Genomic DNA, 24,580 nt, shown 5'->3' with positions numbered 1-24,580 from the left:
GCGGGCTCAGCTGGCCTCCGATACCGCCTGCAGGTGCCGGCGACCGCGGCGACGGTTGATGCGCTGAACCACGGCTGCCGACCGCAGACCCGAGCGCGGCGAGTGCGTCGCCGACCAGTCGGCCAGGGACACCGCGGCTGAGGTCTGGTGCGGGTAGGCGGGGGCGTCGATGAAGTCGTCGATGAGGTCCGCGACGGTTTCGGTGCGCTCCATGTGGGGGTGGTGCTTAGCGCCGGGGATGATGTGCAGCCGGCTGTGCGGCATCGCTTGGTGCGCCGCGTAGGCGTGGGTCACTGGGATGACGCGGTCCTGGTCGCCACTGATGATGAGCACCGGCACGGCGGCGTTGCAGTGCAACCGGTTCAGCGCGCACACGTACTGGCCCTTGCGGTCGACGACGGCGCGCAGGGTGCGCAGCAACGCCTTGCGGTTCTCCGGATTCGACAGCGCGGCGTGGGCTTCCCAGTGGTCGCTGACCCGCTCCGCACTCTGGTCGGTGGGCCGCAACGACGTCACCGCCTTGCGGGCCGCGATCGCGGGCTTCGACGAGATCAGCCGCAATGCCATCGCCGAACCGGGCAGCGAGGCCAGCCGCAGCATCCGGCTCACCTCGGCGCCCAGGCCGCCGCTGCTGATCAGGATCAGCCGCTCGCAGTAGTCGCGGTGCTGGTGGGCGAATTGCATCGCGATGCCGCCGCCCAGCGAGTGGCCCACGATGGTGGCCTGTGGGATGCCCAGCGCGTCGAGGAAGTCGCGCAGCAACACCGCGAAGGAGCCCAGCGAGTAGTCGCCGCGCGGCTTGTCGGACTGGCCGTGGCCCAGCAGGTCCGGGGCGATGACGCGGAACTTCTTGGACAGGGCGGGGATGATCGCGCGCCAGTTGTTCGAGCTGCCGCCGATGCCGTGGATCAGCAGCAGCACGTCGCCGGCGCCTTCGTCGCGGTAGGCGACACGATCGCCGTGCAAGTTGATCGTTCGGAGGTTGCTCATTTTGGCCTGCTAGCTCACTTCGGTGTGGACGGGCTGTTCCTGGTGAAGTGAAGTCTGGGGTGCTGGCCTTGCAACTTTCTAAAAGCGCGGCGGGTGCTACCTGCCAGCCGTCAGCCGACGGGTAGTGGCTTTGCCTTGCTGGGGGCGAGCGCGCCGGTTGGTACCGGCGCCCAGCCGGGCCCGCGCAGCACATAACCGAGACGGTCTCGCCAGTTGCTGGCGGTCCGCACGCTGCGCCAGATCGCGACGAATTCGTGGGTCTCGACGGCGGCGATGTTGTTCGTGGCGATGTTCTTGGTCAGCCCGTAGCGCACCCGCTCGCGTTCGGGTTGGAAGCTGCCGAACATCCGGTCCCAGATGATCAGGATGCCGCCGTAGTTGGTGTCCAGATACTGCGGTTGCGATCCGTGGTGCACCCGGTGATGGCTGGGCGTGTTGAATACGAATTCGATTGGCGCCCAAAGCTTGTCGACGATCTCGGTGTGCAGGAAGAACTGGTAGAGCAGGTTCAAGCCGTAGCAGGCGAGGATGATCCGCGCGTCGATGCCCAGGAGCGCGACCGGGACGAGGAAGGGCAGTGTGGTGAACACCGCCCAGGGCTGGCGCAGGGCGACGGACAGGTTGTACTGCTGGCTGCTGTGGTGCACCACGTGCACGGCCCACAGCAGGCGGATCTGGTGGTGGGTGCGGTGATACCAGTAGAAGGCGAAATCGACGGCGATCATCGCGACTATCCAGGCGGCCCAGCCGTGCAGGTGCCACGGGACCGCGCCGCACAGCCACACCAGCAGTGCGATCTCCACGAAGGCCCAGGGCAACGTGAGCGCCTGGTTGATCAGTGCGGTGGTGATGCTGACGGCTGAGTCGCGCCTGTCATAGGACGGTCGTTTGCGGAACCGCAGGACGAGCACTTCCAGCGCCATTCCGAGCAGGAACACGGGAGCCGAGATCAACAGGAGTAGCGACGAAAGGTCCATGTAGGGAGTTTAGGTACATTGGTCCAACCTGTCTAGTGGTTGGACCAGTTGATTAGTGAACCGCAGTGCTACCGTGTGGCGATGGCATGGCGTCCGGTGGGTGCGGTTCCGCTATCTGAGCAGGTCCACCACCAACTCCTCAACGCGATTCTGGAAGGAACGCTGCACGGCACGCTGCCGCCGGAACGAGAGCTGGCCGCGTCTTTTCAGGTCAATCGCCACGTGATCCGCGAGGCGGTCAAGCGTCTGCAGCAGGCCAAGCTGGTGGAGGTCAACCAGGGCGGCGCAACCCGCGTGCTGTCGGTGACCGACCATGCGCGTCTGGATCTGCTGCCCGACGTGATCGTTCGGGAGGGCGTGCTGGACCCAGGCGTCGCCCGGGCGGTCCTGGAATTGCGCTCGTGCGTCGGTGCCGACGCCGCCCGGCTGTGCGCACTGCGCTCGTCGGGCGTCGCCGAACAGCTCATGAGACACATTCCGGCGTCGACGACGTCGGTGGCCGACCTCGAGGCCGGCAACCTGGAATTTTGGTCGGCGATCATCGACGGCTCGCACAACCTGGCCTATCGCCTTGCGTTGAACACGCTGATGGCGGTCATCGACACCATCCGGCGAGCGGCTGGTGGGGCGCAGATCATGGACGCTCTGCATCGCGAATATCGACAAGCGGAACAGATGGCATTGCTTGCGACGGCGATAGGTGATGGCGACGCGCAAGCGGCGCGCCGAATCGCCGCCGAGTTCCTGGACGCGGTGCTCAGCGCACCGGAGTTGGCGTAGGCATTAGGTCTGGATGGCTGGAAAATTCGGGGTCGGTCGCTGTGCTCGACGGCAGAGGGATGAGCCTTCAGTTGTCGGCGGGTCGCAATTCGAAGAGGGGGATCGGCCGAGTTGTTCGCGCTTGGTAGTCGGCGTAGATGGGTTCCATTGCCGTGACTTTCGGGAACGTGGCATCTCGCTCGGCGCGCGGAAGTTCGCGCGCCAGAACATCGTAGGACTGCGTGCCGAGATCGACTTGCGCTCGCGGGTGGGCTCGCAAGTTGTGTGCCCAGGCGGGATCGACGTCGGCGCCGGCCAGGGAGCCGACCAGGATCATTGCGCCGTCGATGGTCAGGTAGGACAACGGCACCAATCGAGGCAGCCCCGATTTGGCGCCTTGGGTTGTGAGCAGCAGCAGCTTTTGCCCGGCGAAGGGGCCCCCAACTTTGCCGTTGTTGGCGCGGAACTCGTCGATCACGCCCTGGTTGAAGGCTCGCTGTGTGGCGGCGTCGGGGATCTGGTCAGTCATCGAACTCCTGGGCGTAGTCTGCGAACACAATCAGCCGGTATCACTTCATTATAAAGTAGCTTCATAGTGAAGGTTAATGCTTGGAGGTTCGTTGTCAAGCACACGCGGTGATCACCAGACTCAGGATGCAGGTGGGTCTGCGCGCAGGGAGGACGCGCATGCCGCGCCCGATGCTTCGGGGCAGCATGCACGTTTGATGGAGGGGCTGCGCAGTTTCGGCTCCATCTTCAACCAGTTCAGCCGCCTATTCGGTAGCTGGCTTGGCTTGCACTCCACCGATTCGGAGGCACTGATGGAAATCGTGAACGCCGAGGAACGCAACGTCCCGCTATCGCCGGCGCGGCTGAGTAGCCGGATCGGACTGTCATCGGGTGCCACGACATCGCTGCTCAACCGCCTCGAAGAGGCCGGACACGTCATACGCAGCAGAGAGAGCGCCGACCGTCGGGTGGTGACGCTGCGCAGCAGCCCGACCGTGCACGCTCGCGCCGATGAGTTCTTCGCGCCGCTGGCAGAGCAGCTCGACACGACAATGTCGCGCTACTCCGCCGAGCTGCTGAACAGTTTCGAGAGCCTACTCATCGACTTACGCACCACGATGGGCAACCACTTGGCCGAACGCATGGACAGCATCGGTCAGGCTCGGAGGCCTGGTGAGAGAGCCCCCTGTCAGGATTGAACTGACGACCGCTCGCTTACAAGGCGAGTGCTCTACCACTGAGCTAAGGAGGCCGGTGAAACCGGTGACAGCCTAGCCGGTCAATCGCCCTCGACGATCCGCTGCGACCGCACCGACCGCGACGAGGTGCGCGGCCGGCGACCGGGCAACGGGATGCGGTCGGCGATGCTGCTGAGCGGGTTGACCACCATGGTCAGCGAGATGACGGCCTCCTGCAGCGTGGCGATCGCCGGCTCCAGCGCCTCCATTCCGGGCGCCAGCCGCGCCAGGGTGTCGGCCACATCGGCCAGCTGTTCCAGCGGCCCGTTCTTGGCCGTCAGCTTGTCGACCAGCCCGCCCTCGGAGAGCAGCTTGTCGGCCAGCCCGTCTTCGGCCAGCACCCGCTCGATCAGCCCGTCGTTGGCAAGCAATTGATCGGCCAGCCCGCCGGGTTGCAGGGCGCGCTGCAGCCCACCGCCTTCTGCGGTCAGGCGGTCGATCAGTCCGCCCTCTGCGGTCAGCAGGTCGACCACGCCGCCCGGTCGCAGCATCCGGTCCATCGGACCGTTCGGCGCGATAGCCCGCCCCAACGGCATGTCGTCGTCGAGCAGCCGGGCTAGCCGGTTGGCCCGCGCCAGCGTGTCGTCGAGCCCCAGCATGTTGGCCATCGGGTTGTAGCCGCCGGTGCTGCCGGAGTCGCCCAGTGCCCGCTTGGCCACGCCCACCGCCGTACCGGCAAGGTTCAGGCTGGCTTCGGCCGCCGCGAGCCCGGCCCGCGCAGGTGCGGTCGCGATGCCCATAGCGGCTTTGACGAGGTTCATTCTGCGAGTCTACGAGCGACGCGGACCGATTTCGCCGTTCGGGTCCGAGCTGGTTCGATTACCACTGGCAGAATGCTTGCAGGCTACTTGCAACGACCTCTCAGGAAGTTTTCAATGATTGTGAAGCTAGTACACAGCTCTGGCCGAGAGGCGCAGTGATGACAATGGGAAACTCTGGCGCCGACACCCAACCGGAGGCGCGCATCCTCGTCGTCGACGACGAGGCCAACATCGTCGAGTTGCTTTCGGTGAGCCTGAAATTCCAGGGGTTCGAAGTCCTCACCGCATCCAACGGGGCCCAGGCGCTCGACCGGGCCCGCGAATCCCGTCCGGACGCAGTGATTCTCGACGTGATGATGCCCGGCATGGACGGCTTCGGGGTGCTGCGCCGGCTGCGCGCCGACGGCATCGACGCGCCGGCGCTGTTCCTCACCGCGCGGGACTCGTTGCAGGACAAAATCGCTGGGCTGACCCTCGGCGGGGACGACTACGTGACCAAGCCGTTCAGTCTCGAAGAAGTGGTCGCGCGGCTGCGGGTCATCCTGCGCCGAGCGGGGAAAGGGAACAGCAATGAGCCGCGCAACGCCCGCCTGACCTTCGCCGACATCGAACTCGACGAGGAAACTCACGAAGTGTGGAAGGCTGGGCAGCCAGTCTCGTTGTCGCCCACGGAGTTCACGCTGCTGCGTTACTTCGTGATCAACGCGGGCACGGTGCTGAGCAAGCCCAAGATCCTGGACCACGTGTGGCGCTACGACTTTGGTGGTGACGTCAATGTCGTGGAGTCCTACGTCTCCTATCTGCGCCGCAAAATCGATACCGGTGAGACGCGGCTGCTGCACACGCTGCGCGGGGTTGGCTACGTGTTGCGGGAGCCGCGCTGAGCGTGGCCCGGACCGAATCAACCAGACGGTACCGGCGCGGTGTGCCGCTGCGGGTGGGTCTGGTTGCGGCCACGCTGGTGCTGGTGCTGTGCGGTCTGCTGGCTTCGGGTGTCGCGGTCACCTCGATCCTGCGGCACAGCCTGATAAGTCGCATCGACGCGACGCTGATGGACGCCACCCGTAGCTGGGCGCAGGCGCCGTGGAAGCACACCCCGCCGACCGTTGGCGGACCAGACCCCGCCCGGCCGCCGTCGAAGTTCTACGTCCGCGCAATCAGCCCGGACGGCAAAACGATGACAGCGATCAACGACCGCAATGCTGAGCCGGCGCTGCCCGCCGACAACGACGTCGGCCCCAATCCGACGACGCTGCCCTCGGTCAGTGACTCCGACATCGAGTGGCGTGCGGTTTCGGTGCACGGCCCGCAGGGTGGACTGACCACGGTGGCCATCGACCTGTCCGACGTGGACCACACGGTTACGGCGTTGTTCTGGCTGCAGATCGGTATCGGGGCCGTGGTGTTGGTGGTAGTGGGGATCGCCAGTTTTGCGGTCGTGCACCGCAGTCTGCGGCCGCTGGACGAGGTCGAGGAGACTGCGGCGGCGATCGCCGGTGGGCAGCTGGATCGACGGGTCACCGAACGCGACCCTCGCACCGAGGTTGGCCGGCTGTCGGCGGCGCTCAATGGAATGCTGGCCCAGATTCAGGAGGCGCTGGCCGCCTCGGAGGCCTCGGCGGAGACGGCACGTACTTCCGAGGAGCGGATGCGTCGCTTCATCACCGACGCCAGTCATGAACTGCGCACCCCGCTGACGACCATTCGTGGGTTCGCCGAGCTGTACCGGCAGGGCGCCGCGTCGGACGTTTCCATGTTGCTGTCGCGCATCGAAAGCGAAGCCAGCCGGATGGGTCTGCTGGTCGAGGACTTGCTGTTGTTGGCTCGGCTCGACGTGCAGCGGCCCCTGGAGATCCACCGGGTGGATCTGCTCGCGCTGGCCAGTGATGCGGTGCACGACGGGCGCGCGATGGGACCTCAGCGCAACATCACGATGGAAGTGCTCGACGGCCCGGGCACCCCGGAAGTGCTTGGTGACGAGCCGCGGTTGCGTCAGGTGCTGAGCAATCTGGTTGCCAACGCGATTCAGCACACACCGGACACCGCGGACATCACCGTTCGGGTCGGCACCGCGGGTGACGATGCCGTCCTCGAGGTCGCCGACACGGGGCCGGGCATGAGCCAGCAGGATGCCGACCGGATTTTCGAGCGCTTCTATCGCACTGACTCGTCGCGGGCGCGGGCCAGCGGCGGCACCGGGCTCGGGCTCTCGATCGTCGACTCACTGGTGAAGGCGCACGGTGGCAGGGTAACTGTCACGACTTCGCCGGGACAGGGGTGCTGTTTTCGGGTCGCGTTGCCGCGGGTGAGCGACGTGCCGGCACAGGTCGGCTAGTTCTGGCTCAATTCGGCCAGCGCCGCTTTGATCTTGGCCGCAGCCTCGTCCAGCGATTCCGCCGACGGGTTGCGGTCGACGTTCGCGAAGCCGAAATCGCTGAGATCGCGGGCTGGGAACACGTGCACGTGAAGATGCGGCACTTCCAGCCCGGCGATGATGACCCCGGCCCGGTCGGCGTCGAACGCTTTGGTCACGGCTTTGCCGATCAGCTGGCTCACTGCCATGACCCGGGCGAATACCGTGGGGTCGATGTTCTGCCACTGGTCGATCTCGGCACGCGGCACCACCAGGGTGTGGCCTTGCGTCATCGGCTCGATCGTCAGGAACGCGACGATGTCGTCGTCTTCGTAGACGAAGCGGCCCGGGATTTCGCGGTTGATGATCTTGGTGAAGATCGTTGCCATTGCCCCAGCATAGGTGTGGCCGAAATAAAGTCAGTCGGATGGAGCCACGGTTCGGCAGGCGTTCGATGCTGGCGCTCGCGGCCGCCACCGCAGCGGCCGCGGCACTGCCGGGGTGCGGCACCGCCACGCAGGACGACGAGCCCGTCGAACTCACCGCGTACGGCTACGACCCCGACGTCCCGGAGCCCGGCACCCCAGAACGGCCCGAGCGGCGAGGTCAGCTGCCGGCCAAGGCGTCGGTGCGAACCGAGTGGCTGCCCCCGGTCGGCCGGCAGACCATGCCGAATTGTTTCGTGTGGGCCACCGTGTACGGGCTGGCCACTTTCTACGCTGCGCGCAAGAGCAAGACTGCGCCCACCACCCCTGCCCGTCGGGCCGGACCCGACTACGCCTACATCCGCTACCAGCAGGCCAACCAGCGCGCCGAGAACACTTGCGAGGGAGGGCAAATCGTGAAGTGCCTGAATTGGCTTCGCGACAACGGCGGAACTCCGTCGCTACAGGCCGCGCCGAACCGCGGCCGGCAGAAAGCCAACTCGTCGTGCGCGGCCAACTGGGCCGATTACGGTTCGCAGACCATCGCTCCCGACCCGATGTTCTGTATCCCTGAGCACAAAACAACCAGAATCACCGGACCATCCGGTCTGGACAACCTGCGTACCGTCATCGCCAACGGCATGCCGATTGCTTTCGGTGTGTGGCTCTACTCGGACTTTCCGCACTACCGGGCAAATCCGTCGCCCTATGTCGGCAACGGGCAGTGGATGCACGACAACGCCGGCAAGAAAGTCGGTCACGTCATGCTCATCACGGGCTATGACGACCATCTGTCGGCCGTTCGCGTGCAAAACAGTTTCGGAAAGCGTTGGGGTGAGCGTGGATTCGTGAGTATTGCCTACGACACGCTGGAGAAGATGTCGCAGGGCATTGGGGTATACGTCCCCGACACGGTCTGAGGCCGCTAAACGCGGTGAAGCCGAATCGTTAACTCACCGTTGCGGTGTCGTTCTCAACGAACGCCAAACTCCCATGTGACACAACTCACGGGAGGGGACCTCAGTGCGGTTTCCCAAAGCGCTACTGGCGATTCCGGTAGCGGTGGTTACCGCCTGCGCGATGTCGCTGTTACCCGTCATCACACCGGCTCTGGCGGCCGACGCACTGGGCCCACTGGGCCCGCCGAATCCGTTCATGGCGCCCAACGGCATTGCATCCATGCACAACGACGCCGGATCTGCGGACGCAGGCCCGTTGCCCGGCCCGGGTGCCCGTCTGGTGCCGATCTTCGCCTTCCCATTGCTGGCGGCCTGTCCGACGATCACTCAGGGCACCGACGGCCTGGTGTTGGCGCTGTGCACCACCATTACCGCGCAGGCGCCGGTGCTGCATCTGATCAACCCCGGCGGCATCCTGCCCGCGGTCATCCCGCTGGCCAGCATGGATATCACCAAAGGTGGTCTGCTGGGTGGTGTTTACGCATACCTGGACAACAACAACCAGATGGTGCTGATCGACGGTACCAACCACCTGCTGCGTATCGCGCACAACCGGGACGATCGGGGTGGGTGGCATTTGCAGGTCACCGAATCCACCGATCTATCGAGCGCGATACCCGCCGGCGACAGCTCCGTCGGGGTGGTGCCCGACTATCAGGGCAATGTCTGGTTCGCCACTGCCAACGGCGTAGTGGGTGTGGCGAAAGTCGGTGGGGGAGTGGCCAGTATGCAATTGCCGGCCGGAGAGCAAGTGGCCAACAGCATTTCGGCCTCGCCGCAAAACCACGTCGCTGTGGCCACCACGTTCGCGCTCTATGAGATAGGCCTCGGGGGTGGCGGTAACCCGCAGCAGGTGTGGAGGCAACCCTACGATCGCGGCTCGGCGCGCAAGCCCGGCCAGCTAAGCTGGGGAACCGGCTCTACCCCAACCTATTTCGGCCCTAACGGGGCCGACTATCTGACTATCGTCGACAATGCCGACTCGCAGGTGCACGCATTGGTCTACCAGGCCGGCACCGGAGCCCTGATCTGTCAGCAACCGGTGTTGACCCAGGGCGGCCCGGGCAGCGAGAACTCACCGATCGGCGTGGGCAATTCGATGTTCATCGCCAGTACCTACGGCTACCCGTATCCGCAGGTGCCGGCGAATGCCGGTCCGGCCGTGCCAGCGACGGCACCGTTTGTCGGCGGCATGACCAGAGTCGACATCGACAACCCGGGTTGTCATACGGTGTGGGAGAGCAAGGTTCGCAGTGCCGCGCTGCCACATCTGTCCACCGGCGACGGGCTTATTTACACGATCACCCGGATCGGGCTCGACCAGACCACACCGGCGGACATTTTCGCCTATGCCGTCATCGATCCGAATACCGGCAAACTGCTGCATCAGCAACCGAAGTCGGCCACCATCCTTAGCGACCCGATTCAGACGTCGTCAATGGTGTTGATGGGAAACAAGATCATGCAGGGCAACATCACCGGGCTGGGCCGTATCGGCTAGCGGCCTATTCCTGGCCGAACTTCATCATGTCCAGGTTCCAGTAGCCGCGCATGCTCTCAATCAGTCCCTCGTCGTTGACGCGATAGGTGAACACCCCGCGCACCGAACTGGTGACGCCGCCCTCGAACTTGCTGTCCAGCACCAGGATATGGGCGATCTCGTTGGGAGAGCTGGACGGGAAGGTCTCTTCGCACGTGATCGTCAACTGGTTGGCGGCGATGTTGGTGTCGTAGAACGCGGCAACGCCGTCTTTGCCCTTGACGCCGGTGCCGTCGGGGTTGGTGACCGACTTGCCGATCGGGTCTTCGACCACGACGTCGTCGGCCATGAGGGCCAGCCAGCCTTCGCGGTCGTGCGCCTGGACGCACCGCCACGACGACTGCGAGGCGGTCAGTGCCGGGGATTGCGCGGTTTGCGTCATGGTCGACCTACCGGTCTGCGTCCGTGTAGCGGATGACGCCGCGAATGTTCTTGCCGTTCAACATATCCTGGTAGCCCTCATTGATCTGCTCCAGGCGGTACTGGGTGGTAACCATATCGTCGAGGTTTAGCTTCCCGGCTTTATACATCGACAGTAGCTGCGGGATGTCGTACTGCGGGTTGCCGCCGCCGAAGATTGTGCCCTGCAGGTTCTTCTGCATCAGGGTCAGCATCGCCAGGTTCAGGTTGACGTTGGTGTCCAGCAGGCTGCCGATCGCGGTCAGCACGCAGGTGCCGCCCTTTTGGGTGATGTTGAGGTAGTTGTCGATGTCAGCACCCTGCAGCTCGCCGACGGTGACGACGACCTTATGGGCCATCAGGCCGTAGGTGACCTCCATGATGCCCATCAGCGCGGCGTTGATGTCGGGGTAGACGTGGGTGGCGCCGAACTTGAGGGCCTGGTCGCGCTTCCACTCCACCGGGTCGATCGCGAAGATGTAGCGCGCCCCCGCGGCGACCGCGCCCTGCAGTGCGGCCATGCCGACGCCGCCGACGCCGACGATCGCGACGTCTTGGCCCGGCCGGATGTCGGCGGTGCGCACCGCTGAGCCGTAGCCGGTGGTGACGCCGCAGCCCACCAGGGCGGCGACTTCGAACGGAACCGACGGATCGATCTTCACCACCGAGCTGCGGTGCACGACCATATAGGGCGAGAACGTGCCCAGCAGTGTCATGGGGAAGACGTTCTGGCCGCGGGCCTGGATACGGAAGGTGCCGTCGGACACCGCGGTGCCACCGAGCAGGCCGGCACCCAGGTCGCACAGGTTGCGCATGCCGGCCTGGCAGGTCGGGCACTGCCCACAGGACGGGATGAAGGAGAGCACGACGTGATCTCCGGGGGCGATGTCCTCGACGCCTGGCCCGACTTCGGTGACGATTCCGGCGCCCTCGTGCCCACCGAGCACGGGGAAGCCCGCCATCGGGATGCCGCCGGTCACCAGGTGGTGGTCGGAGTGGCACATCCCGGCCGCTTCCATCTGGATCTTGACTTCGTCCTTGGCCGGGTCACCGATCTCGATCTCCTCGATGGACCACGGCTGGTTGAATTCCCAGATCAATGCGCCTTTTGTCTTCACGGTGGACCTGACCCCATTTCGCCTTTGAATTGAGTAGTGCCTGGCCCAATCATGCCCGGCACGGTGGTGACGAGTGCCACAGGGCACCCCTTTGCGGCCAGCATAGCTTGCCCAACAAAACAAGTGCTTGGTTGGGTGCCGAGGAGCCCCACGGCGACACCCTCACCAGATCGGGACCGGCGCCTTACCCAGCGGGTAGTAACCCGGCAGCTTCTCGCCGGCCAGGCTGCGCTCGATCCGCTTTTGCATGCCCGCCGACAGCTTCCCGGCCTTCATCAGGTCCAGGTAGAGCGCCTGCACGTGGCCGAAGTCAAAGAAGTCGCGCTGCCATTCGATCTTCGCGTCGGCGTTGAGCCGGAACCAGCTGCCGCCGATGCCATAAATCTCTGAGGTGGTGCCGTCGGCGTCGGTGGCGACCTGCTTCCAGAAGCCGACGATCTCGCCTTGCTTGTCGTCGATGAGGACCTTCTGGTACGGGTACTGCCAGTTCTCCAGGCCTTCCATCTCCAGGCCAAGCGCGATGTCGCGGATCTCGTCGATGCCGACGCACATCACGTCCTCTTTGGGCCCGATGTTCCAGCCATAGGTGGCGTTCTCGGCGTAGAAGTCGGCCAATGGCTTCCAGTTGCCTTCGCGCTCGGCCAGCCGGTTGGCCTCCAGCCAGCGTTCGACCCAGTCTTCGAGCAGTTCCCTCGGATGTGACGACGGTGCCATTTTGGATTCAGTCTCCCTCGTTCTCTTTGATGAATAGTGCTTGCGTCGGGCACGATTCGACTGCCCGCTCGATCTCGTCGCGGGCGTCCTCGGACGGTTCGGAATCGATGATCTCGACCTTGCCCCGCTTGGGCACGCGGAAATAGTCGGGTGCCTCGAGTTCGCACATGGCGTGGCCCTGGCAGAGGTCCAGGTCTGCTTCGATCCGAAATGTTCTTGATCCCATGAGCCGTAAACCTGCTACGAACTGCGCTTGCGGTAACGGACTTTGGCCGGCCGGGCCAGCTGCACCACCATCTTGGAGTGGTCGTTGTGATAGCTGTCGGCGGGCTGAGCCATCTCGAACTCATACTCGCGCAACAGAACCGAGAAGATCGCCTTGATCTGCATCTGGGCGAACGCGGCGCCGACGCAACGGTGCCGCCCGGCACCGAACGGGATCCACGTCCATCGGTTGACCAGATCTTCCTGCCGCGGCTTCTCGTAGCGGTCCGGGTCGAAGGAATCCGGGTTGGGGAAGTCCTCCGGTATTCGATTGGAGATCGCCGGGGACGCCGCGACGAAGTCGCCTTTGTGGATCGGATAGCCCTGGACCTCGAATTCGCCTTGAGCCACCCGCATCAGGATGATCAGCGGCGGGTGCAACCGGAGAGTCTCCTTGAGCACGTTTTCCAGCTTGGGAATTTGGCGCAGAGCGTGGAAACTCACTTCTTGGCCGTCGGCGTAGAGCTCGTCGAGTTCGTTGACCACCGCGTCGTAGGCATCCGGGTGGCGCATCAGCTCGATCAGGGTCCAGGCCGAGGTGCCCGAACTGGTGTGGTGTCCGGCAAACATCAGTGAGATGAACATCCCGGTGACCTCGTCGGCGGAGAAGCGCAGGTTGCCCTCCTCGTCCTTGATCGACACCAACACGTCGAGCATGTCGCGATCGGTTTTATCTTTGGGCGGGTTGGCGATTCGCTGGTTCATGATCTCTTGAACCAGGGCTACCAGGCCGACGCGGGCTTCGTCGCGGATCTTGAAGCTCTCGATCGGCAGGTACGGGTCGACGTAGCACAGCGGGTCGGTGCCGCGCTCGAGCTGGTGGTAGAAGTGGGCGAACCGACCGTCCAGCTGATTGCGGAACTTCAGCCCGATCAGGCACGCGGTCGAGGTGTAGATGGTCAGCTCGGCGAAGAAGTCCAGCAGGTCGATCTCGCCCTCGTCGCCCCAATCGGCCACCATGAGTTTGACTTCGCCTTCGATGGTGGTGGCATGGCCCTTCATGTGTTCGCCGCGCAGCGCCGAGTTGTGCAGCATCTCCTTGCGCCGCTCTGGGCTGGCGTCGAACACGACACCTTTGCCAAAGATCGGTGTCATGAAGGGGTATGCCTCAGCCTGGTCGAGATCCTCGTCGGCGGAACGGAAGAAGAACTCGTTGGCTCCGGCGCCGGACAGCAGGATGACGTGCTTGTCAGCCAGCTGGAACCAGCCGACATCTCCACACTCGTCACGCACCCGTTGCATGAGACCGATCGGGTCGGTGCGGAATTCCTCGAGATGGCCGTGTTCTTCTTCGCCGCCGGAGACTCGCGGCACCATCGCAGTGGTCATTTGCTCACTTCTCCTTGGCGCTCGTGCTTCGGCGCCGCAGCGTCGTTTCGCGGCTTGTCATGAATTCAGGGCTTCCTCATCGACTTTGAGCTGCTGGCGTTCTTTCGTCGCAGCCAATGGAGCTTCGGGCTGAAGTTCCATGTTGACCACGAAGCCACCGCGTGGTGTCTCCGCGACGAATGTGATCGCCCGGGCGAGGTCGGCCGCGCGCAGAAAATAGTCGTGGCGGGCCTGCCCCCATTTGGCCCAGTCCTCCAGCGCCGGGCCGATCAGCTCGGCCGGCAGGCTCCAGCCCATCCCCGTCTTGGTCGGACCGGGATGCACAATCGAGGCCCGCACGCCGGTGCCCTCGAGTTCCATCTGCAGGTTGGTGACCATCGCCACCAGCGCGGCCTTGGCCGCACCGTAGGCGCCCATGTGCGGGCGTTGGCGCAGCGCCACATCCGACCCGACAAAGATCAGGTCGCCGCGCTGGCGTTGGATCATGCCCCCAAGGACCGCGGTGGCCAGCCGGTACGCTCCGATCAGGTGGATCTGCAGCTGCGATTCGAATGTCTCGGTGTCGATCTCATGCAGCTTGCCGAAGTACGTATCGCCGGCCCCAGTAACCAGCACCTCAATGTCGCCGAGCTGTTCGGTCGATTGGTGGACGAAGTTCTTCACCGATTCGGGGTCGGTGACGTCGAGTGGCAGCGCGACGGCCTCGCCGCCGTCGGCGCGGATCTGGTCGACGATCTCCTGGCACTTCTGAACGCGCCGTGCCCCTAGGGCCACCGGAAACCCATGCGCCGCAAGCTCGATCGCGGTGGCAGCACCGATACCCGAGGACGCGCCCGCGACGATTGCGGGCCGGCGCGCGGGGTGCGGATCGAAGCGGGGCATCTAGGAAACCTCCACGGTCATGGGTAAGTGGGCGAACCCGCGGACATTGCTGGAGTGGACGCGGACGGCATTGGCCTCGTCGACCTGATAGCCACGGATTCGCTTGAACAGTTCGGTGAGCGCCACGCGGGCTTCCATCCGGGCCAGGTGCGCACCCAGGCAGAAGTGCGCGCCGCTACCGAAACTCAATAACTTGGAACCGATCTCGCGACCGATCACATAGTCGTCGGGATTGTCGAAGACACGCTCGTCACGGTGCGCCGATCCGGGCAGCAGCAGCATGACGTCGCCTTCGGGGATGGTGATGCCATACAGTTCCAGCGGCCCGGAGACGACGCGGGCCAGGATCTGGCTGGAGGTGTCATAACGCAAGGTCTCCTCGACCCACAGCGGCACTCGGGACAGGTCGGAATACACCGGCGCCAGCTGATCTGGGTTCTTGTGACCCCAGAACGCGGCATTGGCAAGGAGTTTGGTGGTGGTCTCGTTGCCGGCGATCACCATCAGGAACATGAATCCCAGGACTTCTTCGTCGGTGAGCCGGTCGCCGTCTATCTCGGCTTCCAGCAACGCCGAAGTCAGGTCATCGCTGAGCTTCTTGCGCCGCTCAGCGATCATGCCCTGGTAGTAGACGATCAGGTTGATCGACGCCTCGATCGCGGACGCCGGCACGTCGGTGACACCGTCCTCGCGGTGCATCACGCCGTCGGCCATGGCTCGGATGTTGTCGCGGTCCTCCACCGGCACACCCATCAGCTCCGAGATCACGTCCATCGGCAGCTTGCCGGCGAATTCGGCGACGTAGTCGACGGAGGTCCCCGAACCGGCCGTGTCCAGCATCACGTCGAGGTGCTGCACCGCGAGCTCGGTGACCCGCGGCTCCAATTCGCGAATCCTACGCGGCGTGAAGCCTTTTGACACTAGCGTGCGTAGCCGCAGGTGCGCCGGGTCGTCCATCGCCAGGAACGACATCGTCTTGGACGCGTGCGGACCGCGGGACACCGGGTCCAGCGAGACGCCGTCGCGGTTGGACAGCGTGGTGCTGTTGCGGAATCCCTGATGGACGTCGCTGTGCCGGGACACGGCCCAGAAGCCGAGTTCGGCGTTGTGATAAAGCGGCGCTTCGTCGCGCAGCCGCCGGTAGTACGGGTACGGGTCTTCGTGGAAGTCGTAATCGTAAGGATCCAATACCAACTCCGCGCCACCCACGTGGATGGTCATGCGTCACCGTCCTTTTCCGCCCTGTTCCCGAAGCCGGCTCCGGTCAGGATGAGATTCACCACGCCGGCCAATCGGTCGGCGATCTCGTGATAGGTGATTTCACCGCTGCCGGCCTGCACCAAAGCACCGAAAAACGCCATCTGCAAGGCGGATACGGTGCCCGCCTCGGCGCCCGGCCCGATCGCCGACGCGATGCGCCGATGGATCTCGGCCCCGATCCGGTCCCGGACTGCGCGCACCGCGGGGTCGGTGCCACCGCCGAGCAACGCGGCCGTGCACGCGGCACCGACTTCGGGCTCGTCGGCGACCACCAGCGCCAGATGACGCAGTGCCTGCTCCACCCGGGTACGCATGGGGTCGTTGACATCGGTGAAGTACGGGACCTGCCGGACCAGGTCGAGATACACCTCGGCGATCAGATGGTTCTTCGAGGAGAAGTACGTATATGCGGTGGCAGGCGCCACTTTCGCTCGCGCTGCCACCATACGAACGGTCAGGTCGGCGAAGGAGTTTTCCCGCATCGTCTCCATGGCGGCCGCCAGCACCTTGCGGAAAGTTTCCTCCTGCCGCCGGTTGCGCGGCATCCGGTCTGCGGGGGGCTGGGTCTGGGCCGACGTCGCTGCTGTCTCCGACGTCGTAGCCAGGGCATCGCTGGACACATGTCCAAACTAGAGGATGAGCGCAGCACGAAGCAAGCTCTTGGATTAAATAAGCACGTCAAGCTGCTTTAGCTACGCAAGATCGAGCGTCCCGCCAGATCGGGCCTTGCCCCGCTCCGGCCGTGAGGGCTATGGTTCGAGACGAGAATATCGGACAGTTGTCCATTTCAACCCGAAGTCGACTCGTTCACCTGGTGGGAGTGGTAGATGGCCCTGTTGGCCGGCGGCAAGAGTGCTTTGTACATCGACGGAAAGTTGTCCGACGGCGGGGCCGGAACCTTTGCGACCCTCAACCCCGCCACCGAAGAGGTGCTGGGCGTAGCCGCCGACGCTGACGCGACCGACATGGACCGTGCCATAGCAGCCGCCCGGAGTGCCTTCGATGACACCGACTGGTCGCGCAACACCGAGCTGCGGGTGCGCTGTGTACGGCAGTTGCGCGAGGCGATGCAACAGCACATCGAAGAACTGCGTGAGCTGACGATCTCCGAGGTCGGCGCGCCTCGCATGCTCACTTCGATGGCTCAGCTGGAAGGGCCGGTCAACGACCTCGCTTTCGCCGCGGATACCGCCGAGTCCTACCCGTGGCGGCAGGATCTGGGCCAAGCGGCACCGATGGGCATCCCTACCAAGCGCACTATCGCCCGAGAGGCGGTCGGTGTCGTCGGCGCCATTACCCCGTGGAACTTCCCGCATCAGATCAACCTCGCCAAGCTCGGGCCTGCCTTGGCCGCGGGCAACACCGTCGTCCTCAAGCCGGCGCCGGATACCCCGTGGTGCGCCGCGGTGCTCGGCGAACTGATCGCCGAGCACACCGACTTTCCGCCCGGCGTAGTCAACATCGTCACGTCCAGCGACCATGGTGTGGGCGCACTGTTGGCCAAAGACCCTCGGGTGGACATGGTTTCGTTCACCGGGTCCACCGCCACCGGGCGCAGCGTGATGAGCGACGGTGCCGCCACGATCAAGAGGGTCTTCCTGGAACTCGGCGGCAAGTCGGCGTTCGTGGTGCTCGACGACGCTGATCTGGGTGCCGCCGCCGGTGTCGCGGGTTTCTCGGTGTGCATGCACGCTGGGCAGGGGTGTGCGATCACCACCCGACTCGTAGTCCCACGGTCCCGCTACGACGAGGCCGTCGCCATCGCGGCGGCCACCATGGGCGGGATCCGGGCGGGTGACCCCACCAACCCGAAAACCATTTGTGGACCCTTGATTTCGGCGCGGCAACGCGACCGGGTGCAGGGTTACCTGGACTCCGCAGTCGCCGAAGGCGGCACCTTCGCCTGTGGCGGAGGCCGCCCGGAAGGCAGGGACGTCGGCTTCTTCATCGAACCGACGCTGATCGCCGGGTTAGGCAACGAGGCCAAGGTATCGCGAGAAGAAATCTTCGGGCCGGTGCTCACCGTGATCGCCCACGACGGTGATGACGACGCGGTGCGCATCGCCAACGACTCCCCGTACGGCCTGTCCGGCACCGTGTACGGCGCCGACCCGGACCGCGCCGCGGGTGTCGCCGCGCGCATCCGGGCGGGCACCATCAACGTCAACGGCGGCGTCTGGTACTCGGCCGACGCGCCGTTCGGCGGATACAAGCAGTCGGGCAACGGCCGCGAGATGGGCGTGGCCGGTTTCGAGGAATACTTGGAGACCAAACTCGTTGCCACAGCAGCGAATTAGAGGGAGCATCGCGTGGGACAGTTCGAAAACAAGGTAGCGATTGTCACCGGGTCCGGTGGCGGTATCGGCCAGGCCTACGTGGAGGCGCTAGCCCGTGAGGGCGCGGCGGTGGTGGTGGCCGACATCAACGCCGAGGCGGCCGAGCGGGTGGCCAAGGGGATCGTCGCCGACGGCGGCACCGCCATCAGCGTCCCGGTGGACGTGTCGGACCCCGCGTCGGCCAAGGCGATGGCCGATCGCACCCTGGCCGAGTTCGGCGGTATCGACTACCTCGTGAACAACGCCGCGATCTTCGGCGGCATGAAACTGGACTTCCTGGTCACCGTCGACCCGGAGTACTACAAGAGGTTTATGAGTGTGAACCTGGACGGGGCATTGTGGTGCACCCGCGCGGTTTACAAGAAGATGGCCAAGCGCGGCGGCGGGGCGATCGTGAATCAGTCGTCCACCGCTGCGTGGCTCTACTCGAACTTCTACGGCCTGGCGAAGGTCGGCATCAACGGCCTCACGCAACAACTTTCGCGGGAACTGGGCGGCCAGAACATCCGCATCAACGCCATCGCGCCAGGGCCCATCGACACCGAGGCCAACCGCACCACCACTCCACAGGAGATAGTTCAGGACATCGTGAAGGGGCTTCCGTTGTCCCGGATGGGAACTTCAGATGACCTGGTGGGTATGTGCCTATTCCTGCTGAGTGATCAGGCGCGCTGGATCACCGGCCAGATCTTCAATGTCGATGGCGGACAAATCATCCGGTCATAGCGACCGGCGACGATGCAGAGCGAACCGACGAGGAGGAGTGGCGCGTCATGACTCAAGCAGCAAAGCTCGGGTACATTGGGTTGGGAAACATGGGCACGCCGATGGCCAAGAAGATGCTCGAATGGCCCGGTGGGCTAACGGTTTACGACATCCGGACCGAAGCCATGACCCCGCTGGCCGAGCGGGGTGCCATTCTGGCCGACAGTATCGCCGATGTCGCAGATGCAGACATCATCAGCGTCACCGTGCTCAACGACGAACAAGTGCGCAGCGTAGTGAGCGAGCTAGCAGCACATGCAAAACCGGGCACCATCATCGCGATTCACTCCACCATTAGCGAGACGACCGCCGAGGAGCTGGCCCGCGAGCTGGAACCGCAGGACATTTACGTCGTCGATGCGCCGGTGAGCGGCGGCGGGCGGGCGGCGCGCTTTGGTCAACTGGCAACCATGGTGGGGGCCAGCGACGAGGTCTTCGCCCGGGTGAAGGAACCGTTCGAGCATTGGGCGGAGCTGGTGGTGCACGCCGGACCACCCGGTGCTGGTACCCGGATGAAGCTGGCCCGCAACATGATCACCTTCACCACGTGGGTAGCGGTGGGCGAGGCGTGGAAGCTGGCCGACGCGGCCGGGTTGAATCTGCAGGATTTGGGCAGCGTCGTGCGCCATACCGACAAACTGACCGGCGGCGCTGGGTCGATCATGTACCGAGATGATGCGAAAGACCTTGAGCAGGGCCATTTCCTGTACGACGGTTTCACCCACACCCGGGACCTCGGGGAAAAGGACCTGAGTTTGGCGTTGGCATTGGCGGACTCGCTTTCGGTGGATTTGCCGCTGGCTAAGCTGGCGCTTGATCGGCTCGGACTCGCGCTCGGTGTCCCGCATACACAGAAGGAAGCCTGATGGACGAGTTGCGCCGCAATGGCCTGGAGAAAATGAACGAGGTCTACGGCTGGGAGATGCCCGACGTCGAGGGCGACCCTTACTTCGACCTCACCGTCGACCACTTGTTCGGCTCCATCTGGACCCGGCCCGGGCTCTCGATGCGGGACAAGCGAATCATGACGCTGACCGCTGTGACGGCACTCGGCAGTCGCGATCTGGCCGAGATCCAGATCAACGCCGCATTGCTCAACGGCGAGCTCGACGAGACCGAACTCAAGGAGATGGCCGTCTTCCTCACCCACTACCTCGGGTTCCCGCTGGGCTCGGCGCTCAACGGTGCCGTCGACACGGTGGTGGCCAGGCGCAAGAAGGCAGTCGCCCGAGGCGCCGCCGAGGACAAGAAGGGCAACGTCAACGCTGCGTTGAAGATGCACTCGGGGAAGAAGCTGGACTGAGCGTCAGAAAATCGGCGACGATCGCGGCCATGTCCTCGATCGCCGTGCGGGCTATCACCTCGAAACCGTGGGTGCTCAGAGTGGGCAGGCACAGCAGCCCGGCGCGCGGTGTCAAGCCATTGGCTTTCGCGTGCGAGGCATCGGATTCGAAGGCGCCCAGCACCGCCGCTTGGGGGGACAGACCCCGGGCGTTCGCCGTCCGCATCAGCCGGTCGGCGATGTCTTTGTCGTAGACACACAGCGCGTCGCTGTAGCCAACAATCGGACCGCCGGTGACCGTGGTCGCGTATTCGCGTTCGGTGGGGCCAACTTCCAGCGCCAGGGTGAGGGTGCCGGGCAGCGTTGCGGCGGCGTAGCTGCCGCCCACCCCGCCGATCTCCTCGTTGGTGGTGAACACCAGGTATACGTCCTCGGTGGGGCGTTGGCCCCGATCGCGCAGCAGTTGGGCGGCGCGCAGCAACGCGCGAACCGCGGCGCGGTCGTCCAGGAAGTACGAACCGACATAGTCATCCCCGACATCGACCAGCGTCCGCTTGCTGCGGTCTACGCACAGCCGGGTCCCCGCGTGCACGCCGGCGGCGTCGAGTTGGTCGGGGGTGCGACCGGTGAAGACGTAGACATGCTGCCAATCCAGTGCCCGATCGCCCTGGTCGGGCTTGGTCTCCCAGATCCGCGGACTCTCCTTGGTGGTGTGCTCGGAGCCCAGGGTGAGCACCGCGGTGAATGTCTCGTTGTCCCCGAGCACGGCCACCGGACCCAGTCCGAAGTTGCCCGGGTACATCACGCCCAGCTGAGTCACGTGCAGTGTGCCGTCCGGTTCGACCCGCTTGACCAGCATGGATAATTCATCCAGGTGCGCCATCACGCGTGTCCCGTCGCCGGCGGACGCCGGATGCCTGACTCGGTGGCGGCCGGCACCGGCAGAGTCCGGGCTGGCGCCGACGAACCCGATCAAGTTGCCGGCGTCGTCGACCCACATGTCGTCGACGACGGACTGAAGTGTGCGAGCGCAGACGGCGCGCACTGCGTCTTCCTGTCCGCACGGCCCGTAGGTCCACAGCAGTTCCTGCAACAGCTCGTCGGCGCAAAGATTCTCATGCGGCGTCATCGGGGCTCCTTCCGCGGACTATCTACCCAGCGTGGCTGGCCCTCAAGCGGTCCAGGCCAGCGGGCGGCGGCTTCGGGGGTGTCGAGGGCCCGCTCGAAAAGACTCGGGGGGGTCCAGGGGCTAGTCTGACCTCTCGTGCGCGTCCTGGTGATCGGTTCCGGTGCCCGTGAACATGCCCTGCTGTTGGCCCTCAGCAGGGACCCACAGGTGACGGGGCTCAGCGTTGCTCCCGGCAACGCCGGCACGGCCCGGCTGGCCGAACAGCACGACGTCGACATCACTTCCGGCGAGGCGGTTATCGCTCTGGCCCGCAAGGTCGAGGCCGACCTGGTGGTGATCGGTCCCGAGGTGCCGTTGGTGCTCGGGGTGGCCGACGCGGTGCGAGCCGCCGGCATCACCTGTTTCGGCCCCAGCAAGGGGGCCGCGCTAATCGAGGGTTCCAAGGCATTCGCCAAGGACGTGATGGCTGCGGCCGGGGTGCGCACCGCGTCCAGCGAAATCGTGGACAACCCGGCGCATTTGGATGCGGCTCTGGGCCGGTTCGGGCCGCCGGCTGGCGATCCCGCCTGGGTGGTCAAGGACGACTCCTTGGCCGCAGGTAAGGGTGTGGTGGTGACGGCCGACCGCGAGGTCGCCCGCGCGCATGCCGCGGGTCTGCTCGAGGCAGGGCACCCGGCCTTGCTGGAGGCCTTCCTCGACGGTCCCGAGGTATCGCTGTTCTGCGTGGTCGACGGTGCAACCGTGGTACCGCTGTTGCCGGCTCAGGACTTCAAGCGGGTGGGCGACGGCGACACCGGCCCCAACACCGGCGGCATGGGTGCCTACGCGCCGCTGCCCTGGCTACCCGACACCGTCTACCGGGAGATCGTCGAGCAGATCGTGGAACCCGTTGCGGCCGAGATGGTTCGACGTGGCAGCCCGTTCAGCGGGCTGCTCTACGCGGGGTTGGCAATCACGCCCGCCGGGCCGGCCGTGGTCGAATTCAACTGCCGTTTCGGGGATCCGGAGACTCAGGCGGTGCTGGCGCTGCTGGAGTCGCCGCTGGGACAGCTGCTGTACGCCGCGGGCAACGGCAAACTGGCTGAGTTCGGCGAATTGCGGTGGCACGAGGGGGCCGCCGTGACGGTGGTGTTGGCCGCCGAGAACTATCCCGGCCGGCCCAGGGTCGGCGATGTGGTCACCGGATCCGAGGCCGAGGGCATCCTGCACGCGGGAACCACGCGGCGTGACGACGGCGCAGTTGTCTCTTCCGGAGGTCGGGTGCTGTCGGTGGTTGGCACCGGCACCGACTTGTCCGCGGCCCGCGCAAACGCCTACCACATCATGGAATCAGTCCGATTGCCGGGCAGTCACTTTCGGACCGATATCGGCCAGCGGGCGGCCGAGGGCAAGATCAGCGTGTGAGGTTCTACCGCTGATACTGCGGGCAGTAGACGGTGATCGCCGCGTTGACCCCCGCGGCCGCTTGGGCGGGCGTGATTCCTTCGTTGTTGTTGACCGTCGCGTTTGCGACTTCGCTCGGACTGCCGCCATTCTGCAGGACTGTGCACAGGTTGCGGCCGGTGGCCACCGCCACTGAGGGGTCGGTGACGGTGACCCCGGGAATTCCGGAGACCAGATTGAGGTAGGTCTGGTCGGGGCTGGCCGGCGGTTGCGGAACCGCCGCCGGCGGCCTCGAAGCGGGCGCAGGTGGGGGCGGTGCCGGTGCCCTCGGGGTGGGGGCGGGTCCTTTGGGAGCCGGCGCGGCCGGAACGGCAGCAGGGGCGGGAAGTGCCGAGGGTAGGGCTGGCGCCGCTTGCGGGGCGGCCGGTGCCGCGTCTGCCACTTCATGCGGCGGCGGCGCCGCAACCGTGGGTGCCACCGACGACGCATTCTGCCCAGCGGCGGCTCTGCTGGCATCCGGGTGGCTGCCGCTGGCTCCCAGCGCGGCCAATCCGATCGCCGCCGATGCTGCCGCGAGGACCCCCCACCGGCTGCGGCGCCGTTGCGGCAGATCGACATCCGCATCCGAAGACGAGGCTGTGCTCTTCGCAGGCTTGATCGCCAGAGGTCGCGGCATGGTGGAAACCGACGTTGCCGGGTGTCGGCCGGATTTGGCGGCCCGGATGAACGCCTCAGCGAAATCGGTGCAGCGGGCGAATCGATCGGCCGGGTCCTTCGCCAGAGCCACGGCAAGTACCGGATCGAAAACCCGGAGCATGGGGTGGGTCTCGGCAAGTCTCGGGGGCGGCGCGGTCAAGTGGCGGCCTATCACCACCGCCGGGTTGGTGTGCGGAAACAGCGGCGATCCGGTCAGAAGGTGGTAAACGCTGGCCGCCAATGCGTACTGGTCGGCGCGTCCGTCGAGCGGCTCATCCGTGAGCTGTTCGGGTGCGGCGTAGGGAAACGTGCCGATGGTCATGTTGGTCGCGGTCAAGCCGCTGGTGTCGCAGACGTTGCGGGCTATTCCGAAGTCGCTCAGCAGGATTCGCTGTTCTTCGTCTTGAGGTTTGGTCAGCAGGATGTTGGCGGGGCTGACGTCGCGGTGCATCAGGCCGTGGTGTTCATGCGCGTAGTCGAGGGCGCGGGCGATTGCCGACAGGATCGGGGCCACTTGATCTGCCGGCATGCCGACCGGATAGTGCTCCCGCACCAACGTCGCCGCGTCCGATCCGTCCACGAAGTCCATTGCGAGCCAGAGCTGTCCGTTGAACTCGCCTCGATCGTTGACGCGCACTATGTTCGGATGCCACAGCCCGGCCGTCAGGTCGGCCTCTCTGATGAACCGCCGGCGGTACTCGTCGTCGGCTGACACGTCGTTATCTGGGATGTTGCGCAATATCTTGAGCGCTTCGCGCCGGGGCAACCGGGGGTGTTCGGCGAGGTAGACCTCACCCATCCCGCCGGATCCCAAGAACCGGACGATCACGTAGTCGGCAAACACCTCACCGGCAGTCAACCTGCCACCGGGGAGCATGTCAGCTATCCCAACCATGAAACCGTCTCCTGCGCTGATACCTGACCGGGCTGGTCCCTGGCCTGCGGATAGTGTATTGCCGTCACCTCAGATTTACTACTGAGCCACCTCCAGTTCACCATTTGTTCACCTTTG

At 65.1% G+C, this 24,580-nt stretch carries 26 protein-coding genes and 1 tRNA gene; 11 read left to right on the top strand and 16 right to left on the bottom strand.

Going from position 1 to position 24,580, the window contains the following annotated elements:
• Nucleotides 1-6 precede the first annotated feature (6 nt).
• Together H0P51_RS25235 and H0P51_RS25230 are read right to left on the bottom strand one after the other, a co-directional pair.
• A complete protein-coding gene (locus H0P51_RS25235; protein WP_180915527.1) occupies nucleotides 7-990 on the bottom strand; it encodes an alpha/beta fold hydrolase in 984 nt (327 codons plus the stop codon).
• Between the two features lie 110 nt (nucleotides 991-1,100).
• On the bottom strand, nucleotides 1,101-1,967 hold the full coding sequence (locus H0P51_RS25230) for a sterol desaturase family protein (protein ID WP_180915526.1): 867 nt from the start codon (nucleotides 1,965-1,967) through the stop codon (nucleotides 1,101-1,103).
• Nucleotides 1,968-2,048: 81 nt separating this feature from the next.
• Between H0P51_RS25230 and H0P51_RS25225 the strand changes: the two genes are divergently transcribed.
• Nucleotides 2,049-2,747 carry a FadR/GntR family transcriptional regulator gene (locus H0P51_RS25225; RefSeq protein ID WP_180915525.1) on the top strand — a complete coding sequence of 233 codons (699 nt, stop codon included), beginning with the start codon at nucleotides 2,049-2,051 and terminating at the stop codon, nucleotides 2,745-2,747.
• A 67-nt stretch (nucleotides 2,748-2,814) separates the two neighbouring features.
• Here the strand turns inward: H0P51_RS25225 and H0P51_RS25220 are convergent, their stop codons facing one another.
• Nucleotides 2,815-3,255 carry a nitroreductase family deazaflavin-dependent oxidoreductase gene (locus H0P51_RS25220; protein ID WP_180915524.1) on the bottom strand — a complete coding sequence of 147 codons (441 nt, stop codon included), beginning with the start codon at nucleotides 3,253-3,255 and terminating at the stop codon, nucleotides 2,815-2,817.
• A 91-nt stretch (nucleotides 3,256-3,346) separates the two neighbouring features.
• Here H0P51_RS25220 and H0P51_RS25215 point away from each other — a divergent pair, with 91 nt between their 5' ends.
• Entirely contained in the window at nucleotides 3,347-3,934 is a 588-nt protein-coding gene (locus tag H0P51_RS25215) for a MarR family winged helix-turn-helix transcriptional regulator (RefSeq protein ID WP_246398217.1), read from the top strand.
• On the opposite strand, the gene H0P51_RS25210 is transcribed toward H0P51_RS25215, so the two are convergent.
• Together H0P51_RS25210 and H0P51_RS25205 are read right to left on the bottom strand one after the other, a co-directional pair.
• Nucleotides 3,916-3,987: transfer RNA gene (locus tag H0P51_RS25210), tRNA-Thr, on the bottom strand. The two genes, H0P51_RS25215 and H0P51_RS25210, sit on opposite strands and share 19 nt — an antisense overlap.
• 27 nt (nucleotides 3,988-4,014) lie before the next feature.
• Nucleotides 4,015-4,734 (bottom strand): hypothetical protein, encoded by a 720-nt coding sequence (locus tag H0P51_RS25205; RefSeq protein ID WP_180915523.1) that lies wholly within the window; start codon nucleotides 4,732-4,734, stop codon nucleotides 4,015-4,017.
• 158 nt (nucleotides 4,735-4,892) lie between these two features.
• Between H0P51_RS25205 and H0P51_RS25200 the strand changes: the two genes are divergently transcribed.
• Together H0P51_RS25200 and H0P51_RS25195 are read left to right on the top strand one after the other, a co-directional pair.
• Entirely contained in the window at nucleotides 4,893-5,618 is a 726-nt protein-coding gene (locus H0P51_RS25200; protein WP_180915522.1) for a response regulator transcription factor, read from the top strand.
• A gap of 2 nt (nucleotides 5,619-5,620) precedes the next feature.
• On the top strand, nucleotides 5,621-7,069 hold the full coding sequence (locus H0P51_RS25195) for a sensor histidine kinase (RefSeq protein WP_281373805.1): 1,449 nt from the start codon (nucleotides 5,621-5,623) through the stop codon (nucleotides 7,067-7,069).
• Here H0P51_RS25195 and H0P51_RS25190 read toward each other — a convergent pair.
• Nucleotides 7,066-7,476, bottom strand: coding sequence for an HIT family protein (locus H0P51_RS25190; RefSeq protein WP_180915521.1), 411 nt, complete (start codon nucleotides 7,474-7,476; stop codon nucleotides 7,066-7,068). The genes H0P51_RS25195 and H0P51_RS25190 overlap by 4 nt on opposite strands.
• Nucleotides 7,477-7,514: 38 nt before the next feature.
• Between H0P51_RS25190 and H0P51_RS25185 the strand changes: the two genes are divergently transcribed.
• Nucleotides 7,515-8,432, top strand: a complete 918-nt coding sequence (locus H0P51_RS25185) for a C1 family peptidase (RefSeq protein ID WP_180915520.1) — start codon at nucleotides 7,515-7,517, stop codon at nucleotides 8,430-8,432.
• 103 nt (nucleotides 8,433-8,535) lie between these two features.
• The gene (locus H0P51_RS25180) at nucleotides 8,536-9,972 is read left to right on the top strand and encodes a hypothetical protein (RefSeq protein ID WP_180915519.1); all 1,437 of its coding nucleotides are present in this window, start codon (nucleotides 8,536-8,538) and stop codon (nucleotides 9,970-9,972) included.
• A 4-nt stretch (nucleotides 9,973-9,976) separates the two neighbouring features.
• Here the strand turns inward: H0P51_RS25180 and H0P51_RS25175 are convergent, their stop codons facing one another.
• The 8 genes from H0P51_RS25175 to H0P51_RS25140 all read right to left on the bottom strand — a co-directional run bounded on the left by H0P51_RS25175 (nucleotide 9,977) and on the right by H0P51_RS25140 (nucleotide 16,597).
• Complete coding sequence (locus H0P51_RS25175; RefSeq protein ID WP_180915518.1) at nucleotides 9,977-10,393, bottom strand: ketosteroid isomerase family protein; 417 nt, start codon at nucleotides 10,391-10,393, stop codon at nucleotides 9,977-9,979.
• Between the two features lie 7 nt (nucleotides 10,394-10,400).
• Nucleotides 10,401-11,528, bottom strand: coding sequence for an NDMA-dependent alcohol dehydrogenase (locus H0P51_RS25170; RefSeq protein ID WP_180915517.1), 1,128 nt, complete (start codon nucleotides 11,526-11,528; stop codon nucleotides 10,401-10,403).
• A 162-nt stretch (nucleotides 11,529-11,690) separates the two neighbouring features.
• Nucleotides 11,691-12,242: a nuclear transport factor 2-like protein gene (locus H0P51_RS25165; RefSeq protein ID WP_180915516.1), complete on the bottom strand. Its 552-nt coding sequence runs from the start codon at nucleotides 12,240-12,242 to the stop codon at nucleotides 11,691-11,693.
• A gap of 7 nt (nucleotides 12,243-12,249) precedes the next feature.
• The gene (locus tag H0P51_RS25160; protein ID WP_180915515.1) at nucleotides 12,250-12,468 is read right to left on the bottom strand and encodes a ferredoxin; all 219 of its coding nucleotides are present in this window, start codon (nucleotides 12,466-12,468) and stop codon (nucleotides 12,250-12,252) included.
• A 14-nt stretch (nucleotides 12,469-12,482) separates the two neighbouring features.
• A complete protein-coding gene (locus tag H0P51_RS25155) occupies nucleotides 12,483-13,835 on the bottom strand; it encodes a cytochrome P450 (protein ID WP_180915514.1) in 1,353 nt (450 codons plus the stop codon).
• 57 nt (nucleotides 13,836-13,892) lie between these two features.
• Entirely contained in the window at nucleotides 13,893-14,717 is an 825-nt protein-coding gene (locus H0P51_RS25150; protein WP_180915513.1) for an SDR family oxidoreductase, read from the bottom strand.
• On the bottom strand, nucleotides 14,718-15,938 hold the full coding sequence (locus H0P51_RS25145) for a cytochrome P450 (RefSeq protein WP_180915512.1): 1,221 nt from the start codon (nucleotides 15,936-15,938) through the stop codon (nucleotides 14,718-14,720).
• Nucleotides 15,935-16,597 carry a TetR/AcrR family transcriptional regulator gene (locus H0P51_RS25140; protein ID WP_425488924.1) on the bottom strand — a complete coding sequence of 221 codons (663 nt, stop codon included), beginning with the start codon at nucleotides 16,595-16,597 and terminating at the stop codon, nucleotides 15,935-15,937. The genes H0P51_RS25145 and H0P51_RS25140 overlap by 4 nt, the downstream gene beginning before the upstream one ends.
• Nucleotides 16,598-16,804: 207 nt before the next feature.
• Between H0P51_RS25140 and H0P51_RS25135 the strand changes: the two genes are divergently transcribed.
• From H0P51_RS25135 to H0P51_RS25120, 4 genes are read left to right on the top strand one after another with little or no spacing between them, the layout of a single operon-like run.
• Nucleotides 16,805-18,274: an aldehyde dehydrogenase gene (locus tag H0P51_RS25135; RefSeq protein ID WP_180915511.1), complete on the top strand. Its 1,470-nt coding sequence runs from the start codon at nucleotides 16,805-16,807 to the stop codon at nucleotides 18,272-18,274.
• Between the two features lie 12 nt (nucleotides 18,275-18,286).
• Nucleotides 18,287-19,039 (top strand): SDR family oxidoreductase, encoded by a 753-nt coding sequence (locus tag H0P51_RS25130; RefSeq protein ID WP_180915510.1) that lies wholly within the window; start codon nucleotides 18,287-18,289, stop codon nucleotides 19,037-19,039.
• A gap of 47 nt (nucleotides 19,040-19,086) precedes the next feature.
• Nucleotides 19,087-19,944, top strand: coding sequence for an NAD(P)-dependent oxidoreductase (locus tag H0P51_RS25125; protein WP_180915509.1), 858 nt, complete (start codon nucleotides 19,087-19,089; stop codon nucleotides 19,942-19,944).
• Entirely contained in the window at nucleotides 19,944-20,381 is a 438-nt protein-coding gene (locus H0P51_RS25120; protein ID WP_180915508.1) for a carboxymuconolactone decarboxylase family protein, read from the top strand. Before H0P51_RS25125 ends, H0P51_RS25120 begins: the two co-directional genes overlap by 1 nt.
• Here H0P51_RS25120 and H0P51_RS25115 read toward each other — a convergent pair.
• Complete coding sequence (locus H0P51_RS25115) at nucleotides 20,338-21,489, bottom strand: zinc-binding metallopeptidase family protein (protein WP_180915507.1); 1,152 nt, start codon at nucleotides 21,487-21,489, stop codon at nucleotides 20,338-20,340. The genes H0P51_RS25120 and H0P51_RS25115 overlap by 44 nt on opposite strands.
• Before the next feature lie 135 nt (nucleotides 21,490-21,624).
• Between H0P51_RS25115 and purD the strand changes: the two genes are divergently transcribed.
• On the top strand, nucleotides 21,625-22,893 hold the full coding sequence (purD, locus tag H0P51_RS25110; protein WP_180915506.1) for a phosphoribosylamine--glycine ligase: 1,269 nt from the start codon (nucleotides 21,625-21,627) through the stop codon (nucleotides 22,891-22,893).
• 4 nt (nucleotides 22,894-22,897) lie between these two features.
• Here the strand turns inward: purD and H0P51_RS25105 are convergent, their stop codons facing one another.
• On the bottom strand, nucleotides 22,898-24,463 hold the full coding sequence (locus H0P51_RS25105; protein WP_180915505.1) for a serine/threonine-protein kinase: 1,566 nt from the start codon (nucleotides 24,461-24,463) through the stop codon (nucleotides 22,898-22,900).
• Nucleotides 24,464-24,580 lie beyond the last annotated feature (117 nt).

The sequence above is a fragment of the Mycobacterium vicinigordonae genome (assembly GCF_013466425.1).
Taxonomy (GTDB): domain Bacteria; phylum Actinomycetota; class Actinomycetes; order Mycobacteriales; family Mycobacteriaceae; genus Mycobacterium; species Mycobacterium vicinigordonae.
The sequence above is the reverse complement of the archived record's forward strand: the minus strand, read 5'-3'. Positions and strand labels throughout refer to the sequence as shown.

What these genes read in the sequence shown, in the direction of transcription:
- H0P51_RS25235 (WP_180915527.1), bottom strand. Translation starts at nt 990, where the DNA reads ATGAGCAACCTCCGAACGATCAACTTGCACGGCGATCGTGTCGCCTAC.
- H0P51_RS25230 (WP_180915526.1), bottom strand. Translation starts at nt 1,967, where the DNA reads ATGGACCTTTCGTCGCTACTCCTGTTGATCTCGGCTCCCGTGTTCCTG.
- H0P51_RS25225 (WP_180915525.1), top strand. Translation starts at nt 2,049, where the DNA reads ATGGCATGGCGTCCGGTGGGTGCGGTTCCGCTATCTGAGCAGGTCCAC.
- H0P51_RS25220 (WP_180915524.1), bottom strand. Translation starts at nt 3,255, where the DNA reads ATGACTGACCAGATCCCCGACGCCGCCACACAGCGAGCCTTCAACCAG.
- H0P51_RS25205 (WP_180915523.1), bottom strand. Translation starts at nt 4,734, where the DNA reads ATGAACCTCGTCAAAGCCGCTATGGGCATCGCGACCGCACCTGCGCGG.
- H0P51_RS25200 (WP_180915522.1), top strand. Translation starts at nt 4,893, where the DNA reads ATGACAATGGGAAACTCTGGCGCCGACACCCAACCGGAGGCGCGCATC.
- H0P51_RS25190 (WP_180915521.1), bottom strand. Translation starts at nt 7,476, where the DNA reads ATGGCAACGATCTTCACCAAGATCATCAACCGCGAAATCCCGGGCCGC.
- H0P51_RS25185 (WP_180915520.1), top strand. Translation starts at nt 7,515, where the DNA reads ATGGAGCCACGGTTCGGCAGGCGTTCGATGCTGGCGCTCGCGGCCGCC.
- H0P51_RS25175 (WP_180915518.1), bottom strand. Translation starts at nt 10,393, where the DNA reads ATGACGCAAACCGCGCAATCCCCGGCACTGACCGCCTCGCAGTCGTCG.
- H0P51_RS25165 (WP_180915516.1), bottom strand. Translation starts at nt 12,242, where the DNA reads ATGGCACCGTCGTCACATCCGAGGGAACTGCTCGAAGACTGGGTCGAA.
- H0P51_RS25160 (WP_180915515.1), bottom strand. Translation starts at nt 12,468, where the DNA reads ATGGGATCAAGAACATTTCGGATCGAAGCAGACCTGGACCTCTGCCAG.
- H0P51_RS25155 (WP_180915514.1), bottom strand. Translation starts at nt 13,835, where the DNA reads ATGACCACTGCGATGGTGCCGCGAGTCTCCGGCGGCGAAGAAGAACAC.
- H0P51_RS25150 (WP_180915513.1), bottom strand. Translation starts at nt 14,717, where the DNA reads ATGCCCCGCTTCGATCCGCACCCCGCGCGCCGGCCCGCAATCGTCGCG.
- H0P51_RS25145 (WP_180915512.1), bottom strand. Translation starts at nt 15,938, where the DNA reads ATGACCATCCACGTGGGTGGCGCGGAGTTGGTATTGGATCCTTACGAT.
- H0P51_RS25135 (WP_180915511.1), top strand. Translation starts at nt 16,805, where the DNA reads ATGGCCCTGTTGGCCGGCGGCAAGAGTGCTTTGTACATCGACGGAAAG.
- H0P51_RS25125 (WP_180915509.1), top strand. Translation starts at nt 19,087, where the DNA reads ATGACTCAAGCAGCAAAGCTCGGGTACATTGGGTTGGGAAACATGGGC.
- H0P51_RS25120 (WP_180915508.1), top strand. Translation starts at nt 19,944, where the DNA reads ATGGACGAGTTGCGCCGCAATGGCCTGGAGAAAATGAACGAGGTCTAC.
- H0P51_RS25115 (WP_180915507.1), bottom strand. Translation starts at nt 21,489, where the DNA reads ATGACGCCGCATGAGAATCTTTGCGCCGACGAGCTGTTGCAGGAACTG.
- H0P51_RS25105 (WP_180915505.1), bottom strand. Translation starts at nt 24,463, where the DNA reads ATGGTTGGGATAGCTGACATGCTCCCCGGTGGCAGGTTGACTGCCGGT.